The 16,251-nt window shown below is 72.1% G+C and carries 18 protein-coding genes; 15 read left to right on the forward strand and 3 right to left on the reverse strand.

Annotation, left to right across the window (positions count from 1 at the left end):
• The first annotated feature begins 35 nt into the window (after window positions 1-35).
• The 8 genes from ACFU95_RS18930 to ACFU95_RS18965 all read left to right on the forward strand — a co-directional run bounded on the left by ACFU95_RS18930 (window position 36) and on the right by ACFU95_RS18965 (window position 6,757).
• Window positions 36-884: a GNAT family N-acetyltransferase gene (locus ACFU95_RS18930; protein ID WP_383828621.1), complete on the forward strand. Its 849-nt coding sequence runs from the start codon at window positions 36-38 to the stop codon at window positions 882-884.
• Between the two features lie 87 nt (window positions 885-971).
• Window positions 972-1,538, forward strand: a complete 567-nt coding sequence (locus tag ACFU95_RS18935; RefSeq protein WP_383828623.1) for a GNAT family N-acetyltransferase — start codon at window positions 972-974, stop codon at window positions 1,536-1,538.
• An 88-nt stretch (window positions 1,539-1,626) separates the two neighbouring features.
• The gene (locus ACFU95_RS18940; protein WP_383828625.1) at window positions 1,627-3,330 is read left to right on the forward strand and encodes a proline--tRNA ligase; all 1,704 of its coding nucleotides are present in this window, start codon (window positions 1,627-1,629) and stop codon (window positions 3,328-3,330) included.
• 132 nt (window positions 3,331-3,462) lie between these two features.
• A complete protein-coding gene (locus ACFU95_RS18945; protein ID WP_383828627.1) occupies window positions 3,463-3,783 on the forward strand; it encodes a hypothetical protein in 321 nt (106 codons plus the stop codon).
• Complete coding sequence (locus tag ACFU95_RS18950; RefSeq protein WP_383828629.1) at window positions 3,783-4,754, forward strand: FAD:protein FMN transferase; 972 nt, start codon at window positions 3,783-3,785, stop codon at window positions 4,752-4,754. The genes ACFU95_RS18945 and ACFU95_RS18950 overlap by 1 nt, the downstream gene beginning before the upstream one ends.
• The gene (locus ACFU95_RS18955; protein WP_383828631.1) at window positions 4,751-5,332 is read left to right on the forward strand and encodes a ferric reductase-like transmembrane domain-containing protein; all 582 of its coding nucleotides are present in this window, start codon (window positions 4,751-4,753) and stop codon (window positions 5,330-5,332) included. The genes ACFU95_RS18950 and ACFU95_RS18955 overlap by 4 nt, the downstream gene beginning before the upstream one ends.
• Window positions 5,329-6,546 carry an NADH-ubiquinone oxidoreductase-F iron-sulfur binding region domain-containing protein gene (locus ACFU95_RS18960; protein WP_383828633.1) on the forward strand — a complete coding sequence of 406 codons (1,218 nt, stop codon included), beginning with the start codon at window positions 5,329-5,331 and terminating at the stop codon, window positions 6,544-6,546. Before ACFU95_RS18955 ends, ACFU95_RS18960 begins: the two co-directional genes overlap by 4 nt.
• A 1-nt stretch (window position 6,547) precedes the next feature.
• The gene (locus ACFU95_RS18965; protein WP_383828635.1) at window positions 6,548-6,757 is read left to right on the forward strand and encodes a ferredoxin; all 210 of its coding nucleotides are present in this window, start codon (window positions 6,548-6,550) and stop codon (window positions 6,755-6,757) included.
• Between the two features lie 63 nt (window positions 6,758-6,820).
• Here the strand turns inward: ACFU95_RS18965 and ACFU95_RS18970 are convergent, their stop codons facing one another.
• From ACFU95_RS18970 to ACFU95_RS18980, 3 genes are read right to left on the reverse strand one after another with little or no spacing between them, the layout of a single operon-like run.
• The gene (locus tag ACFU95_RS18970; RefSeq protein WP_383828637.1) at window positions 6,821-7,720 is read right to left on the reverse strand and encodes an aminoglycoside phosphotransferase family protein; all 900 of its coding nucleotides are present in this window, start codon (window positions 7,718-7,720) and stop codon (window positions 6,821-6,823) included.
• A 50-nt stretch (window positions 7,721-7,770) separates the two neighbouring features.
• Entirely contained in the window at window positions 7,771-8,223 is a 453-nt protein-coding gene (locus tag ACFU95_RS18975; protein WP_383828754.1) for a ferritin-like domain-containing protein, read from the reverse strand.
• 29 nt (window positions 8,224-8,252) lie between these two features.
• Complete coding sequence (locus tag ACFU95_RS18980; RefSeq protein WP_383828639.1) at window positions 8,253-8,813, reverse strand: hypothetical protein; 561 nt, start codon at window positions 8,811-8,813, stop codon at window positions 8,253-8,255.
• A gap of 208 nt (window positions 8,814-9,021) precedes the next feature.
• On the opposite strand from ACFU95_RS18980, the gene rimP reads away from it, so the two are divergent.
• The 7 genes from rimP (at window position 9,022) to truB (ending at window position 16,113) form a co-directional block, all read left to right on the forward strand.
• Window positions 9,022-9,528 carry a ribosome maturation factor RimP gene (gene rimP / locus ACFU95_RS18985; protein WP_383828641.1) on the forward strand — a complete coding sequence of 169 codons (507 nt, stop codon included), beginning with the start codon at window positions 9,022-9,024 and terminating at the stop codon, window positions 9,526-9,528.
• Between the two features lie 2 nt (window positions 9,529-9,530).
• On the forward strand, window positions 9,531-10,517 hold the full coding sequence (gene nusA, locus ACFU95_RS18990) for a transcription termination factor NusA (RefSeq protein ID WP_030054478.1): 987 nt from the start codon (window positions 9,531-9,533) through the stop codon (window positions 10,515-10,517).
• A 102-nt stretch (window positions 10,518-10,619) separates the two neighbouring features.
• Entirely contained in the window at window positions 10,620-10,916 is a 297-nt protein-coding gene (locus ACFU95_RS18995; RefSeq protein WP_078916515.1) for a YlxR family protein, read from the forward strand.
• A gap of 146 nt (window positions 10,917-11,062) precedes the next feature.
• Window positions 11,063-14,197, forward strand: coding sequence for a translation initiation factor IF-2 (infB, locus tag ACFU95_RS19000; RefSeq protein ID WP_383828644.1), 3,135 nt, complete (start codon window positions 11,063-11,065; stop codon window positions 14,195-14,197).
• A 207-nt stretch (window positions 14,198-14,404) separates the two neighbouring features.
• Window positions 14,405-14,701, forward strand: coding sequence for a DUF503 domain-containing protein (locus tag ACFU95_RS19005; RefSeq protein ID WP_383828646.1), 297 nt, complete (start codon window positions 14,405-14,407; stop codon window positions 14,699-14,701).
• Window positions 14,702-14,749: 48 nt separating this feature from the next.
• Window positions 14,750-15,211 carry a 30S ribosome-binding factor RbfA gene (rbfA, locus tag ACFU95_RS19010; protein ID WP_383828648.1) on the forward strand — a complete coding sequence of 154 codons (462 nt, stop codon included), beginning with the start codon at window positions 14,750-14,752 and terminating at the stop codon, window positions 15,209-15,211.
• Window positions 15,208-16,113 carry a tRNA pseudouridine(55) synthase TruB gene (gene truB, locus ACFU95_RS19015; protein WP_383828650.1) on the forward strand — a complete coding sequence of 302 codons (906 nt, stop codon included), beginning with the start codon at window positions 15,208-15,210 and terminating at the stop codon, window positions 16,111-16,113. The genes rbfA and truB overlap by 4 nt, the downstream gene beginning before the upstream one ends.
• The last annotated feature ends 138 nt before the right edge of the window (window positions 16,114-16,251 follow it).

Here is a 16,251-nt window from a genome sequence, read left to right on the forward strand (position 1 = left end):
GGGGACCAGCAGAACCCCAGCGTGAGGCCCCGTACGTGTTGACCCAGACCACCTCCCGGGTCCTCGAACCGAGCGACCTGGACGCCGCGCTCGCCGTCCTCGACAGCGAGCCGGTGGCGAACGCCTTCGTGACATCCCGGGTCCAGGTCGCCGGCCTCGACCCGTGGCGTCTCGGCGGCGAGATGTGGGGCTGGTACGAGGGCGGCATGCTGACCTCCCTCTGCTACGCGGGCGCCAACCTCGTCCCGATCTGCGCGGGCCCACGAGCGGTACGGGCCTTCGCCGACCGAGCCCGCCGCGCCGGCCGCCGCTGCTCCTCCATCGTCGGCCCCTCCGAGGCCACCGCCCAGCTGTGGCGCCTGCTGGAACCCAGCTGGGGCCCGGCCCGCGAGGTCCGCGCCCACCAGCCCCTCATGGTCACCGACCGCATGCCGGCCGACATCACCCCGGATCCGTACGTCCGTCGTATCCGCAAGGACGAGATGGAGACGATCATGCCGGCGTGCGTGGCGATGTTCACCGAGGAGGTCGGCGTATCGCCCCTCGCGGGCGACGGCGGCCTGCTCTACCAGGCCCGGGTCGCCGAACTCGTCGGCTCCGGCCGGTCCTTCGCCCGCCTCGACCAGAACGGCAAGGTCGCCTTCAAGGCGGAGATCGGTGCCGCGACCGACCGCGCCTGCCAGATCCAGGGGGTGTGGGTGGCCCCCGAGTACCGGGGCCAGGGCCTCGCGGCGCCCGGCATGGCGGCAGTACTCCGCTACGCCCTGGCGGACGTCGCCCCGGTCGTCAGCCTCTACGTCAACGACTTCAACACGGCGGCGCGGCGGACGTACACCAGGGTGGGCTTCCAAGAGGTCGGCGCCTTCATGAGCGTCCTGTTCTGAAACACCCTCAGGGGCGCGGGGAACTGCGCGACCAGCCCCACGACCTGCGCTCGGCCGACAACCTGTGGTCCCCTGTACGCTCCCCACATGCGCCTTCCCGGTCACGGACACCGCCGCCGACCAGACGACATCGTGATCGGCCCCCTGGACCTCTCATCCCGAGTCGACGAGGCCCTCGCAGTGCAAGCCGTCGCCTTCGGCCTGGGCGCCGACGAGGTGGCGGTGCGGCGCCAGATCGTCCTGCGTCACATGACGTACCCAGGAGCGAGGGCCCTCGGCGCGACCTCGGCGCAGCGCCTCGTCGGATTCGTGTACGGCATGCCCAACGACCGCATGCACTGGTGGTCCACCGTCGTGGAGCCGTACCTGCGGGCCCAGGCCTACGACGACTGGCTCGACAACTCCTTCGTCATCACCGAACTCCACGTCCTCCCGCAGTACCAGAACCGCGGCGTGGGCCGTTCCCTCATCACCACGATCACGGACGCCGCCGCCGAACCCCGCTCGATCCTCTCGGCGATCGACGTCGAAAGCCCGGCCCGCGGCCTCTACCGCTCCCTCGGCTACCAGGACCTCGCCCGCCAGGTCCTGTTCCCGAGCGCCCCCAAGCCGTACGCCGTGATGGGCGCCCCTCTTCCGCTGCGCCGCCGGTAGGGGCAGGCGGCCCCCAACCGATTTCCACCGCCCCGTACCCCCCGGCTAACCTCCTGCCATAACCCAAACCAGCAGGAGTACGAGAACCATGGCGAACGCACCGGTCCAGCGCATGTCCCAGTTGATGGCGAAGACGCTGCGCGACGACCCGGCGGACGCCGAGGTCCTCAGCCACAAGTTGCTCGTCCGGGCCGGCTACGTCCGCCGCACCGCGGCCGGTATCTGGTCGTGGCTGCCCCTCGGTAAGCGGGTCCTCGCCAACGTGGAGCGCATCGTCCGCGAGGAGATGGACGCGATCGGCGCCCAGGAGGTGCTGCTCCCCGCGCTGCTGCCGCGTGAGCCGTACGACGCGACGGGCCGCTGGGACGAGTACGGCCAGGAACTCTTCCGCCTCAAGGACCGCAGGGGCGGCGACTACCTCCTCGGCCCGACCCACGAGGAGATCTTCACCCTGCTGGTGAAGGACCAGGCGTCCTCCTACAAGGACCTGCCGGTCATCCTCTACCAGATCCAGCACAAGTACCGTGACGAGGCCCGTCCGCGGGCCGGCATCCTGCGCGGCCGCGAGTTCCTGATGAAGGACTCCTACTCCTTCGACACCGAGGACGAGGGCCTCGCGAAGTCCTACGCCCTGCACCGCGAGGCGTACCAGAAGATCTTCGCGCGCCTCGGCCTGGACTACCGCATCTGCGCTGCCACCGCCGGCGCGATGGGCGGCTCCAAGTCGGAGGAGTTCCTCGCCCCGGCCGGCGCTGGTGAGGACACCTTCGCGGACTGCCCGAACTGCGACTTCGCGGCCAACACCGAGGCGATCTCGTACGAGCTGAAGCCGGTGGACGCCGACGGCGTGGCCGCGCTCGAGGAGATCCCCACCCCGGACACCCCGACCATCGAGACCCTCGCCGCCCACCTCGGCGTCCACGCCTCCGCCACCCTGAAGAACCTCCTGGTGAAGGTCGACGGCGAGATCGTGGCGGTCGGCGTCCCCGGCGACCGCGAGGTCGACATGGACAAGGTCGAGGCGCACTTCGCGCCGGCCGTCGTCGAGATGGTCACCGAGGCGGACTTCGCTGGCCGCCCGGACCTGGTCCGCGGCTACGTCGGCCCGCAGGGCCTGGGCGAGAAGGTCAAGTACATCGCCGACCCGCGGGTGGCCCCCGGCACCTCCTGGATCACCGGCGCCAACAAGGACGCCACGCACGCCAGGAACGTCGTCGCGGGCCGTGACTTCGAGGTCGGCGAGTACGTCGACGTCGTGGTCGTCCAGGAGGGCGACCCCTGCCCGAAGTGCGGCACCGGCCTCAAGCTCGACCGCGCCATCGAGATCGGCCACATCTTCCAGCTGGGCCGCAAGTACGCGGATGCGTTGAAGCTCGACGTCCTCGGCCAGAACGGCAAGCCGGTCCGCGTGACCATGGGCTCCTACGGCGTCGGCGTCTCCCGCGCGGTCGCGGCCCTCGCCGAGCAGACCGCCGACGACAAGGGCCTGTGCTGGCCCGCCGAGGTCGCCCCGGCCGACGTCCACGTGGTCGCCGCGGGCAAGGCCCTCCAGACCGAACTCGCCCTCGACGTCTCCGAGAAGCTGTCGGCCGCCGGCCTGCGCGTCCTGTGCGACGACCGGGCGGGCGTCTCGCCGGGCGTGAAGTTCACTGATTCGGAGCTGATCGGCGTACCCCAGATCCTGGTGGCCGGGCGGCGCGCCGCCGAAGGTGTCGTCGAGCTCAAGGACCGCAGGACCGGTGAGCGCGAGGAGCTGACGGTGGACGAGGCGATCGCCCGCCTGACGGCGTAGCCGTACCGCAGGCGCCTTATAAGGAACCCCTCAGAATCTTCTCCGGGGACCTGAAGGCGCCTCACAGCTTTCCCTCAGGCCGTTCCCCGACCGTAGGACGTGACACAGCGTCACTACGGGAGGGGAACGGTCTTGCGTACCAGGGAACGGGGTGCCGCGGCAGCGGTCCGCAGAGGGGCACGACGCGCAGCGGTCGCCGCGACGGCGATCACGCTCGCGGCCGCCGCCGGGGTGTTCGCCCTGATCAGCACGATGGGGACGAACGCCGCCACGACAGCGAGCGGCGACACCGGCACCTCCACCTCGTCGAGCGGATCGGCCGACGACAGCTCCACGTCGGTGAGTTCGAGCGACTCGACCGGAGCGAGCGGCGCCTCCTCCCTCCAGCCCTCGTCCGACGGCCTCACCTCCTCCGGCACCGGCTCCGCCGACTCCACCTCGGGGGCGTCGTGATGAGCACAGCGCCGCGTACGACCGCCGCCGCCGAGTGGCGCGCCCTCGGCACGAGCGTCCGGCTGGTCGTCACCGACCCGGTAGTGCTGGACTCCTGCAACCTGCTCCTGGCCCGGTATCTGGCCGAGTTCGACGCCGCCTGCAGCCGCTTCCGCCCCGACTCGGAACTCACCGCCCTCAACGCCGCGGCGGGCCGCCCCGTCCGGGTCAGCCCGCTGCTCGCCGAGGCCCTGGCGGTCGCCCTGCGCGCCGCCGGGGCGACAGACGGAGCCGTCGATCCGACGGTCGGCTCGGCGATGGAGGCGATCGGCTACGACCGTGACTTCACCCTGGTCCGCGAGGACGACCGGCCGGTACGCCTGACCGTGCGGCACGCTCCCGGTTGGCGTCAGGTGAAGCTGGACCGCGCGAGCGGCACGGTGACCGTCCCGGCCGGCGTCCGCCTGGACCTGGGCGCCACGGCCAAGGCGTGGGCGGCCGACCGGGCTGCCGCGATGCTCGCCGAAGCGGCCGGCTGCGGAGTGCTGGTGAGCCTCGGCGGCGACACGGCCGTCGCGGGCGAACCCCCGGCGGGCGGCTGGCGGATCCGCGTCCAGGACGTCACGGGCCCGGTGGACGAGCCGCCCACGCAAGGGCCGTACACCACGGTCGGCCTGCACAGCGGCGGCCTCGCCACCTCCGGCACGGCGGCCCGCACCTGGCGCCGCGACGGACACGCCCTGCACCACATCGTCGACCCGCGCACCGGCCTGCCCGTCCGCTCGGCCTGGCGCACGGTCACGGTGGCGGCGGCCACCTGCGCCGACGCCAACGCGGCGAGCACGGCGGCGCTGGTGAAGGGGGCGGGCGCGGAGCGCCGGCTGACCGGGCAGGGCCTCGCGGCCCGGCTGGTCGGCCAGGAAGGCCTGGTGGTCACGACGCCGAGCTGGCCGACCTCCGCCGCCCCCGCCCCGATGAAGGCGGCCGCATGACCTCCGAGACCCTCTGGTACGCCAACAGAGCCACCGGAGCCGTCTGCCTGGTCCTGTTCACGGTGGTCGTCCTGCTCGGCATCGCGGTACGCCTGCGCACCCGCCTCCCCGGCCTGCCCCGCTTCGGCACCGTCTCCCTCCACCGCGCCCTCTCCCTCTCGGCCACCGCGTTCCTGGCCCTGCACATCGCGTTCGCCGTGTTCGACAGCTATGTCGGCATCACCGCCCTCGACGTCCTCGTCCCCTTCGCCTCCGCCTACCAGCCCCTGTGGCTCGGCCTCGGCACGGTCGCCCTCGACCTGATGCTCGCGGTCCTGGTCACCAGCCTTCTGCGGGAACGCGTCGGCCGCCGCACCTGGCGGGCCGTGCACTGGCTGGCCTACGCCTCCTGGCCCGTCGCCCTGATCCACGGCATCGGCATCGGCACGGACACCGGAACCGACTGGATGACCTGGCTGACGATCACCTGCGTGGCTGCCGTGCTCACCGCGGGAGGCATCCGCGTCGCCCACTGCGCCCGCGCCGCCCGCCGCACCCCCGCCGCCCTGCTCCGCGCGGCCGAAGGAGCCCGACCATGACCATGACCCGCACCGACGTCCATATGTCCCCCCGGCTGCTCTCCCCCGGCGGCACTCCCGCCGACCTCCCCACACACGCACAACGCCACGGCCCGCTGCCGCACAGCGCCCCCATCGACCTCCTGCGCACCGTCGCCGAGTCCGGCCTCACCGGTCGCGGGGGAGCCGCGTTCCCGGTCCACCGCAAGCTGCTCTCGGTGGCCGAGGCGGGCCGCCGCACGGGCCGTACGCCCGTCGTCGTGGCCAATGGCGCCGAGGGCGAGCCCGCGAGCCGCAAGGACAGGACCCTGCTGCGCCTGTCACCCCATCTCGTCCTGGACGGCGTGCAGTTGGCGGCCGCCGCGGTCGGCGCGGGCGAGGCCCACCTCGCGGTGGAGGACGGCGCGTCCTATCTGGAGTCGGCCCTGACCCAGCGACGCGGTGACCCCGTTCCCGTCCGGGTCGTACGTCTCCCCAGACGGTTCCTGTCGGGCGAGTCCTCGGCCCTCGCCCGGTACGTCTCCGGAGGCGCGGCCCTGCCCACGTACCAGGACCCGCCGGTCCGTGAACGCGGCGTCCATCGTGCCCCGACGCTGGTCCAGAACGTCGAGACCCTCGCCCACCTCGCCCTCGTCGCCCGCTACGGCGCCGACTGGTTCCGCTCCGCAGGCACCCCGGCCCAGCCCGGCAGCGCCCTGTGCACGGTGCGTGTGCCAGGACGTGAACCCCGGGTCGTGGAAGCCCCGTTCGGTATGCCGCTGCACCGCCTGCTGCCCCTGGACGGCATGTCCGCCGTACTGCTCGGCGGCTACCACGGCAGATGGATCCCTTCCGCCGAGGCCGATCAACTCGCCCTGGACTCGGCCCACTTGGGCGCAGGCGTCCTCGCGGCCCTGCCCGCCGACCGGTGCGGGCTCGTCGAAACCGCCCGCGTACTGCGCTACCTGGCCCTGCAGTCGGCCGGCCAGTGCGGTCCCTGCCTCAACGGCCTGCCCCGCATCGCCGCCGCCTTCGCCGCCCTGGCCGCCCCCGGCCCGCAGGGCGGCACCCGCACCGACGTCGCCCGCTGGGCCGGCCTGGTCGAGGGCCGCGGCGCCTGCCACCACCCGGACGGCACGGTCCGCCTGGTGCGCAGCGCCCTGACCACGTTCAGCTGCGAACTCGACGCCCACGCAAGCGGATTCTGCACGGCGACGGACGGCGCGCCTTTGCTGCCGGTACCGCAGGAGGGCTGACATGGACCAGCGGACAGAGATCGACTGGACGTCCTGCAAGGGCCACGGCCTGTGCGCGGAACTGCTCCCCGACCACATCACGTTGGACGAGTGGGGCTACCCGATGACGGGGGGATCACCGGTTCCCATGGGAACAGTCAAACGAGCCCGCAGAGCAGCGGCAGACTGTCCCGCCCTAGCTCTGAAGCTAACGGCGAGGCGGCCTACCTAAGGGGCGCGGGGAACTGCGCGACCAGCCACAACGCACCCGCAGCCCGCAACGAACCGTCGCTCCTCAAAGCCACCCGGCGAATTCCAGCAAGAGTTCAGCATCCCGAGGCCGCCCCACCCTGCGCGCCCGAACCCCCGACTCCACAGCCCGGAACAACGTCCACCCCCGCAGCCGTTCCTGGTCCACCTCAAGCGACTCCGCGAGCCGCTTCACCCGCCGCCGCGTGATCGCCGCCCCCGAAGGCGAGGCGATCAGATCCTCCACCCGGTCCCGCACCAGCCGAGCCAGATCGAACGCACACTCACCCACCACCGGATCCGGCCCCACCGCCAGCCACGGCATCCGCTCACCGGCGAGAACCTTGCTCTGCCGAAACGTCCCATGGAGCAGCCGCTCCTCAGGCGGCGCCGCCAACAACTCCGCACGCGCGGCCAACGCGGCGTCGACCAACACCGCAACGTCCCCCAAGCCCGACGCGGTCGCCCGCATCGCCTCGGCCTGCCGCCCCGTCCGCTCGGCGACGGTCTCGAAGGGATGGCCGCCGGGCGGCTCGACCCACAGCCGCCGCAGCGTCCCCGCCGCCTCCAGCAACGCCTTCGCCTCCGGCAGCGACCGCACCGACACATCCGGGTGCAGCCGCTCCAGCAGCAGCACACCCTCGACCGGGGCCTCGTCGAGCAGCTGCACGGCACCCACTCCGCCCCAGTGCGCCAGCGCAGCCCGCTCGCTCTGCGGACGGGCCCGGGGTGGCGCCAGCTTCAGCACGGCGGGGGTGCCGTCCGCCCGCCGCACCAGCACCACCAGGCTGCTGCGGCCCCCCGGCAGCTGTACCCGCTCGACGGTCAACTCGCGTAGCGCGACGGCCTGCTGGGCCGCCTCAGGCAGCCTCTCCAACCAGTCGTCACCGTCCGGCGCCGCTTCACCGAGCGCCCTGACCAGACGCTGCGGCGGTTCGAAAGCCATGCGCGAGTCGTTCCCTTCCCGTACTGCCCGTACGTGTTCGCCGGCCGGCGTCAGGCGGTGGGCGCCGGCGATGCCGACGCGGTGCCCGCCCGCTCGGCGAGCCCAGGGAAGGCTACGCTCTCGCCCCGCCAGCGCACCGCCCGCACCGCCGCCTCCCGCAGCGCCTGGGCCGCCGTACCCCGCAACTCACCCTCGGCTGCCCGCACCAGGTCGGAGTACACCCCGGCCACCCGGTCCTCCAGACCTGCGGCGAACCGGACGGCCGCGGCCGAGTCCGGCACCGGGAACGGCAGCGCGTACGCGGCGCTCGCGGCGACCGGCTCGGCGTCCAGGTCGCGCACCTCGCGCGCCAGCGCGTCCCGCCGCGCCCGGTGCGCGTCATACGCCGCGCGTGCGTCCGAGCGCTGTTCCTCGCGGATCCGGCCGCCCACGACGCCGTACCCGTACACCGCCGCGTGCTCGGCGGCGAGGGCCGCCTGAAGGGCCTTCAGCTGCTCCGTCATGCCCTTCTTGTCCTTCTTGCCGGACTCGCTCACTTGGCCCCCTCCGTCAGCAGGTACGCGTGCGCCGCCCCGGCCGCCGCCACGGAGGCCAGCAGCCGCGCCAGTTCGCCCGGCAGGTCGAGAAGCGCCTTCGCCCGGCGGTCCGCGAGCGCCCGTTCGGCGGCGGCGAGGTCGGCCAGCGCGTCCTGCTCGTTCGCGGGCACGGCGGCCGGCGGGGACGAGGACGGCGACGGCGACCCGCTCGCGTCCTTCGGTGCCTCGGACGTCGTGGAAGACGCCCCGGACGGGCCGGACGTTCCGCCGCCGAACGCCTCCACATGCCGTACGGTTTCCGCCCGCAGCGGCCCCGCCAGCACCGCCAGCGCAGGATGGGTGGCCAGCACCGCGTCGTACCGCTCCACCAGCCCCGCACTGTCCCGGGCCGCACGCGCGCGTGCCCGCTCGGCGAGCGACGGGCTGCCGCTGCTGCCGCCGTCCGAGTCCTCGGACCCGGAGGAGCAACCGACCAGCAGCGCTGCCCCGGCGACCGAGGCGAGCAGGGTTCTTCTGCGCGGTCCCGAGAGGGAGCGCGGCGGCGAGGGGTACGGCACGGCAGACGTCCTCGGGGAACTCGTACGAAAGCGGTTACGGCAGCAGCGGATCGCAGGCCCGTGATCACCGTACCCGCGCAATCGGACGGCACCACTCACCGGCACCGTCCGTGCGCAGGTGGACGGCAACAGTCCTTGCGACCGGATACCCTTTGACCAGACACGCGACCCATCCCACAACAGCACACGCGGCCGAGGAGTCACCCGGATGAGCACCACCCAGAGCGAGAGGCTGCGAGAACTACTGGAGCCGCTCGTCAGCTCCCAGGGCCTGGATCTCGAAGAGCTCGCAGTGGACTCCGTCGGACGCAAGCGGGTGCTGCGCGTTGTCGTCGACTCCGACACCGGTGCCGATCTGGACCGGATCGCCGATGTGAGCCGCGCGCTCTCGGCGAAGCTCGACGAGAGCGACGCGATGGGCGAGGGCGAGTACACCCTCGAGGTGGGTACCCCGGGCGCGGAGCGCGCCCTCACCGAACACCGCCACTACGTGCGTGCCGTCGACCGGCTGGTGAGGTTCCAACTGGCCGAGGGCTCAGAGCTGGTGGCCCGGATCCTCGAAGTCGACGACGAGGGTCTCGACCTCGAAGTGCCCGGCGTCAAGGGCCGCAAGGCCACCAGCCGCAGACTCGGCTTCCCCGAGATCGACAAGGCGCGCGTGCAGGTCGAGTTCAACCGCAAGGACAGCAAGAACGAGAAGGAAGAGGAGGCGTAGCCGTGGACATCGACATGAGTGCCCTGCGGGGCTTGGTACGGGAGAAGGAGATCTCCTTCCCCCTGCTGGTCGAGGCGATCGAGTCGGCCCTCCTCATCGCCTACCACCGCACCGAGGGAAGCCGCCGCCACGCGCGCGTGGAGCTGAACCGGGAGACCGGCCATGTGACCGTGTGGGCGAAGGAGGATCCCGAGGATCTGGAGGAGGGCCAGGAGGCCCGCGAGTTCGACGACACCCCGTCCGGCTTCGGCCGTATCGCCGCCACCACCGCCAAGCAGGTCATCCTGCAGCGGCTGCGCGACGCCGAGGACGACGCGACGCTCGGTGAGTACGCCGGCCGCGAGGGCGACATCGTCACCGGCGTGGTCCAGCAGGGCCGCGACCCGAAGAACGTGCTCGTGGACATCGGCAAGCTGGAGGCCATCCTCCCGGTGCAGGAGCAGGTGCCCGGCGAGACGTATCCGCACGGGATGCGGCTGCGGTCGTACGTCGTACGAGTGGCGAAGGGCGTCCGCGGCCCGTCCGTGACCCTCTCGCGCACGCACCCCAACCTGGTGAAGAAGCTCTTCGCGCTGGAGGTGCCGGAGATCGCCGACGGGTCCGTCGAGATCGCCGCCATCGCCCGTGAGGCCGGTCACCGCACGAAGATCGCCGTCCGGTCCACCCGGAGCGGCCTGAACGCCAAGGGTGCCTGCATCGGCCCCATGGGCGGCCGGGTGCGCAATGTCATGGGCGAGCTGAACGGCGAGAAGATCGACATCGTCGACTGGTCGGACGACCCGGCCGAGATGGTGGCGAACGCCCTCTCGCCCGCCCGGGTCTCCAAGGTGGAGGTCGTGGACATGGCGGCCCGCTCGGCGCGCGTGACCGTGCCCGACTACCAGCTGTCGCTGGCCATCGGCAAGGAAGGGCAGAACGCCCGACTGGCGGCCCGGCTCACCGGCTGGCGGATCGACATCCGGCCGGACACCGAGCAGGCCGGGGAATAGATCCAAGCCGTAGGGCGCTCAGATCACGTCAGGTTACCGTGCGGCAACTGTTCGAAGCCTGCCCCAAAGGGGTGAGGTCGGTGCGGGGAGGTAGACTTAAGAGTGTCTGGCCGGACACGCGTCCGCGCATGCCCTGAACGCACCTGTGTGGGGTGCCGGGAGCGAGCGGCCAAGGCTGATCTGCTGCGCATCGTGGCGATCAAGGACGAGTGCGTCCCTGATCCTCGCGGTACGCTGCCCGGCCGGGGTGCGTATGTACACCCCGCACTGGTCTGTCTCGACCAGGCGGTACGCCGCCGGGCGTTCACGCGGGCGTTGCGCGCCCCGGGAGCGCTCGACATTAAGGCGTTGCGCCAGTACGTCGAGCAGACGACAGTTGCTGAGCAGGCAACACCGTAAGAAGCGTCGCGCGGAACCCCCGCGCGGCCCTGGTACCCCGCGAGTTGGAAGTAGGTCGAGATTGCGATGAGCACTCGATGAGCACGCGATGAGTACGCCCATGAAGTAGCGACGGTCCGGACGCACCCGGACCTAAAAGGAGCGAAGTGGCTAAGGTCCGGGTATACGAACTCGCCAAGGAGTTCGGGGTTGAGAGCAAGGTCGTCATGGCCAAGCTCCAAGAACTCGGTGAATTCGTCCGTTCGGCGTCTTCGACCATCGAAGCGCCCGTCGTCCGTAAGCTGACGGACGCCCTCCAGCAGGGCAACGGAGGCGGCAAGTCCGCCCCCGCCCGCAAGGCCGCCCCGGCGAAGCCGGCGGCCCCCTCTCCCGCGCAGGCTGCCCGTCCGGCCGCCCCGCGCCCGCCGGCCCCCAAGCCGGCCGCCGCCGAGCGGCCCGCGGCTCCCGCCGCGCCGGTCACTCCCGGCCCCCGCCCCACTCCGGGCCCGAAGCCCGCGCCGCGGCCCGCCCCGGCGTCCCCGGCTCCGACCACGCCCGAGTTCACGGCGCCCCCGGCGGCTCCCGCCGCCCCGGCCGCCTCTCAGGGCCAGGGTCAGGGCCAGGGTTCCGGCCCGCGTCCGGGCGCCCCGCGTCCGGCCGGCCAGGCTCCGCGTCCCGGCGCCCCGCGTCCGGGTGGTCCCGGTCAGGGCGGCCAGGGCCGTGGTGACCGCGGTGACCGTCCCGGCGCTCCGCGTCCGGGTGGCGGCGCCCCGCGTCCCGGCGGTCGTCCGGCCGGTCCCCGTCCGGGCAACAACCCGTTCACCTCTGGTGGCTCCACCGGCATGGCGCGCCCGCAGGCGCCCCGTCCGGGCGGCGCCCCGCGTCCCGGCGGCCAGGGTGGCGCCGGTGCTCCCGGCGGTGCTCCGCGTCCGCAGGGCCAGGGCGGCGGTCCCCGTCCCCAGGCTCCGGGCGGCGCGCGTCCCACGCCGGGCGGTATGCCCCGTCCGCAGGGCGGCGGCCCGCGTCCCGGCGGTGCCGGCGGTCCGCGTCCCGGCGGCGGTCCCGGCGGCCCGCGTCCGAACCCCGGCATGATGCCGCAGCGTCCTGCTGCCGGCCCGCGTCCCGGCGGCGGTGGCCCCGGTGGCCGTGGTCCCGGTGGCGGCGGTCGTCCCGGTGGCGGCGGCGGTCGCCCGGGTGGCGGCGGCGGCTTCGCCGGTCGTCCCGGTGGCGGCGGTGGCGGCGGCTTCGCCGGTCGTCCCGGCGGTCCCGGTGGCGGCGGTGGCGGTTTCGCCGGTCGCCCGGGTGGTCCCGGCGGTGGCGGCGGTGGCCGTCCCGGCTTCGGTGGTCGTCCCGGCGGTCCCGGTGGCCGTGGTGGCACGCAGGGTGCCTTCGGCCGTCCCGGCGGTCCCGCGCGTCGTGGCCGTAAGTCGAAGAGGCAGAGGCGCCAGGAGTACGAGGCCATGCAGGCCCCGTCGGTCGGCGGCGTGATGCTGCCTCGCGGCAACGGACAGTCCGTCCGCCTGTCGCGCGGTGCGTCCCTCACCGACTTCGCGGAGAAGATCAACGCCAACCCGGCGTCGCTCGTCGCCGTGATGATGAACCTCGGCGAGATGGTCACTGCCACGCAGTCCGTCTCCGACGAGACCCTCCAGCTGCTCGCCGGCGAGATGAACTACGTCATCGAGATCGTCAGCCCGGAGGAGGAGGACCGCGAGCTGCTCGAGTCCTTCGACATCGAGTTCGGCGAGGACGAGGGCGGCGAGGAATTCCTCATGCCGCGTCCGCCGGTCGTGACCGTCATGGGTCACGTCGACCACGGTAAGACCCGCCTCCTCGACACCATTCGCAAGACGAACGTCGTCGCGGGCGAGGCCGGCGGCATCACGCAGCACATCGGTGCGTACCAGGTCGCCACCCAGGTCAACGACGAAGAGCGCAGGATCACCTTCATCGACACCCCGGGTCACGAGGCGTTCACCGCCATGCGTGCCCGTGGTGCGAAGTCGACCGACATCGCGATCCTGGTCGTCGCGGCCAACGACGGCGTCATGCCGCAGACGGTCGAGGCGCTCAACCACGCCAAGGCGGCCGACGTCCCGATCGTCGTCGCGGTCAACAAGATCGACGTCGAGGGCGCGGACCCGACCAAGGTGCGCGGTCAGCTGACCGAGTACGGCCTGGTGGCCGAGGAGTACGGCGGCGACACGATGTTCGTCGACATCTCCGCCAAGCAGGGCCTCAACATCGAGAGCCTGCTGGAGGCCGTGGTCCTCACCGCGGACGCCTCGCTCGACCTGCGGGCCAACCCGGAGCAGGACGCGCAGGGTATTGCGATCGAGTCCCACCTCGACCGCGGCCGCGGTGCCGTCTCGACGGTCCTGGTCCAGCGCGGCACGCTGCGCATCGGCGACACGATGGTGGTCGGCGACGCGTACGGCCGTGTCCGGGCGATGCTCGACGACAACGGCAACAACGTCGAGGAAGCGGGTCCGTCGACCCCCGTCCTGGTCCTGGGTCTCACCAACGTCCCGGGTGCCGGCGACAACTTCCTGGTCGTCGACGAGGACCGCACGGCGCGTCAGATCGCCGAGAAGCGCGCGGCGCGTGAGCGCAACGCCAACTTCGCCCGCCGGGGTGTCCGGTTCTCCCTGGAGAACCTGGACGAGGCCCTCAAGGCCGGTCTGGTGCAGGAACTCAACCTCATCATCAAGGGCGACGCGTCCGGTTCGGTGGAGGCTCTCGAGTCCTCGCTGCTCCAGCTCGACGTCGGCGAAGAGGTCGACATCCGCGTCCTGCACCGCGGTGTGGGTGCGGTCACCGAGTCGGACATCGACCTGGCGACCGGCTCCGACGCCATCGTCATCGGCTTCAACGTCCGCGCTGCGGGCCGCGCGGCGCAGATGGCGGAGCGCGAGGGCGTCGACGTCCGGTACTACTCGGTGATCTACCAGGCCATCGAGGAGATCGAGGCGGCCCTCAAGGGCATGCTCAAGCCGGAGTACGAGGAGGTCGAGCTCGGCACGGCGGAGATCCGCGAGGTCTTCAAGTCGTCCAAGCTGGGCAACATCGCCGGTGTCCTGGTCCGCTCGGGCGAGGTCAAGCGCAACACCAAGGCGCGCCTCGTCCGCGACGGCAAGGTCATCGCGGAGAACCTCAACATCTCCGGTCTGCGTCGCTTCAAGGACGACGTCACCGAGATCCGCGAAGGGTTCGAGGGCGGTATCAACCTCGGCAACTTCAACGACATCAAGGTCGACGACGTCATCGCGACGTACGAGATGCGTGAGAAGCCGCGGGCGTAACAGCCGACGGTGTGCGCTGGCCGGCGGGACTTCGGTTCCGTCGGCCAGCGCGCCGTTTGCCGACCGGCGACGAAGGCGGGCGGCGGGGGTCCACGGAGCGTAATATCCGTCGATCGTCCCGGCCCCTTCGTTGTACGGTTCTGATGTCCCTGCCTCACGGATGGCAGGGCCATCGATCCCGTACCGGCGGGTGAACCGGTTACACACATGTATGTGGGGACGTTGTCCTTCGACCTCCTCCTCGGCGACGTACGGTCGCTGAAGGAGAAGCGCTCCGTCGTCCGCCCGATCGTCGCCGAGCTCCAGCGCAAGTTCGCGGTGAGCGCGGCCGAGGTGGACCACATGGACCTCTACCGGCGGGCCGGGATCGGCATCGCCATGGTGTCCGGCGACGCCGGTCACCTCACCGACGTACTGGACCGGTGCGAACGGCTGGTCGCCGGGCGTCCGGAAGTGGAACTGCTGTCGGTACGACGGCGCTTCCACGGTGACCACGACGACTGACGACCAACAGCCAAGAACGTAGAAGAAGAAAGAACGGGAGACGGACCAGTGGCCGACAACGCGCGGGCGAAAAGGCTGGCGGACCTCATCCGAGAGGTGGTGGCCCAGAAGCTGCAGCGCGGGATCAAGGACCCGCGGCTCGGCTCGCACGTCACCATCACGGACACCCGCGTCACGGGTGACCTGCGGGAGGCGACCGTCTTCTACACGGTGTACGGGGACGACGAGGAGCGGGCGGCCGCGGCCGCCGGCCTGGAGAGCGCCAAGGGCGTGCTCAGGTCGGCCGTCGGGGCGGCCGCGGGCGTGAAGTTCACGCCGACCCTCACCTTCGTCGCCGACGCCCTGCCGGACACCGCGCGCACCATCGAGGACCTCCTCGACCGGGCGCGCCAGTCCGACGAGAAGGTGCGCGAGGTGTCCGCGGGCGCGAAGTACGCCGGTGAGGCCGACCCGTACCGCAAGCCGGGCGAGGACGAGGGCGACGAGACGGACGGCGACACCGCGGAATGACGCAGAAGCACACCACGCCCGACGGCCTTGTCATCGTCGACAAGCCGTCGGGCTTCACTTCGCACGACGTGGTCGCCAAGATGCGGGGCATCGCGCGCACCCGCCGCGTCGGGCACGCCGGCACCCTCGACCCCATGGCGACGGGCGTCCTCGTCCTCGGCGTCGAGAGGGCGACCAAGCTCCTGGGCCATCTGGCCCTGACCGAGAAGGAGTACCTGGGCACCATCCGCCTGGGCCAGACCACGGTCACCGACGACGCCGAGGGCGAGATCACGGGGTCGGTCGACGCCTCGAAGGTCACCCGGGAAGGCATCGACGCCGGGATCGCCGTACTGACCGGCGACATCATGCAGGTGCCGTCCAAGGTCAGCGCCATCAAGATCGACGGTGTGCGTTCCTACAAGCGGGCGCGGGACGGCGAGGAGTTCGAGATCCCGGCGCGGCCGGTCACCGTCTCGTCCTTCTCCGTGTACGACGTCCGGGACGCCGTCGCCGACGACGGCACCGCCGTTCTCGACCTGGTCGTGTCGGTGGTCTGCTCCTCCGGTACGTACATCCGCGCCCTCGCCCGTGACCTCGGCGCCGACCTGGGCGTCGGCGGCCACCTGACGGCGCTGCGCCGTACCCGGGTGGGTCCGTACAAGCTGGACGCCGCCAGGACGCTGGACCAGCTCCAGCAGGACCTGACGGTGATGCCGCTCGCCGAGGCCGCCGCGGCCGCGTTCCCGCGCTGGGACGTGGATGCCAAGCGTGCCCGGCTGCTCACGAACGGGGTCCGCCTCGACATGCCCGAGGAGTACGCGGGCGCCGGTTCGGTCGCTGTCTTCGGCCCCGAGGGCCGCCTCCTCGCGCTGGTGGAGGAGCACAAGGGCAAGGCCAAGAGCCTCGCCGTCTTCGGCTGACACACCCGGCCGTCAGGGCGCGGGGGCCGCTGTCCCGTGCCTGCCCGTGGAGGGGGGGGTAGGGGGGAGGTCTCCGAGCCCACGAGACCGCCCCCCACCCCCGCCCCCCCCCCCCGTGTCCCGCCAGGAACACAGGGT

It is taken from the genome of Streptomyces sp. NPDC057623 (genome assembly GCF_042800355.1).
Lineage (GTDB): Bacteria > Actinomycetota > Actinomycetes > Streptomycetales > Streptomycetaceae > Streptomyces.

Coding starts and splice junctions, on each gene's coding strand:
- truB (WP_383828650.1), top strand. CDS start 15,208: ATGACGCAGAAGCACACCACGCCCGACGGCCTTGTCATCGTCGACAAG.
- rimP (WP_383828641.1), top strand. CDS start 9,022: ATGAGCACCACCCAGAGCGAGAGGCTGCGAGAACTACTGGAGCCGCTC.
- ACFU95_RS18940 (WP_383828625.1), top strand. CDS start 1,627: ATGGCGAACGCACCGGTCCAGCGCATGTCCCAGTTGATGGCGAAGACG.
- ACFU95_RS18950 (WP_383828629.1), top strand. CDS start 3,783: ATGAGCACAGCGCCGCGTACGACCGCCGCCGCCGAGTGGCGCGCCCTC.
- ACFU95_RS18960 (WP_383828633.1), top strand. CDS start 5,329: ATGACCATGACCCGCACCGACGTCCATATGTCCCCCCGGCTGCTCTCC.
- ACFU95_RS19005 (WP_383828646.1), top strand. CDS start 14,405: ATGTATGTGGGGACGTTGTCCTTCGACCTCCTCCTCGGCGACGTACGG.
- ACFU95_RS18970 (WP_383828637.1), bottom strand. CDS start 7,720: ATGGCTTTCGAACCGCCGCAGCGTCTGGTCAGGGCGCTCGGTGAAGCG.
- ACFU95_RS18975 (WP_383828754.1), bottom strand. CDS start 8,223: ATGACGGAGCAGCTGAAGGCCCTTCAGGCGGCCCTCGCCGCCGAGCAC.
- ACFU95_RS18955 (WP_383828631.1), top strand. CDS start 4,751: ATGACCTCCGAGACCCTCTGGTACGCCAACAGAGCCACCGGAGCCGTC.
- ACFU95_RS18935 (WP_383828623.1), top strand. CDS start 972: ATGCGCCTTCCCGGTCACGGACACCGCCGCCGACCAGACGACATCGTG.
- ACFU95_RS18965 (WP_383828635.1), top strand. CDS start 6,548: ATGGACCAGCGGACAGAGATCGACTGGACGTCCTGCAAGGGCCACGGC.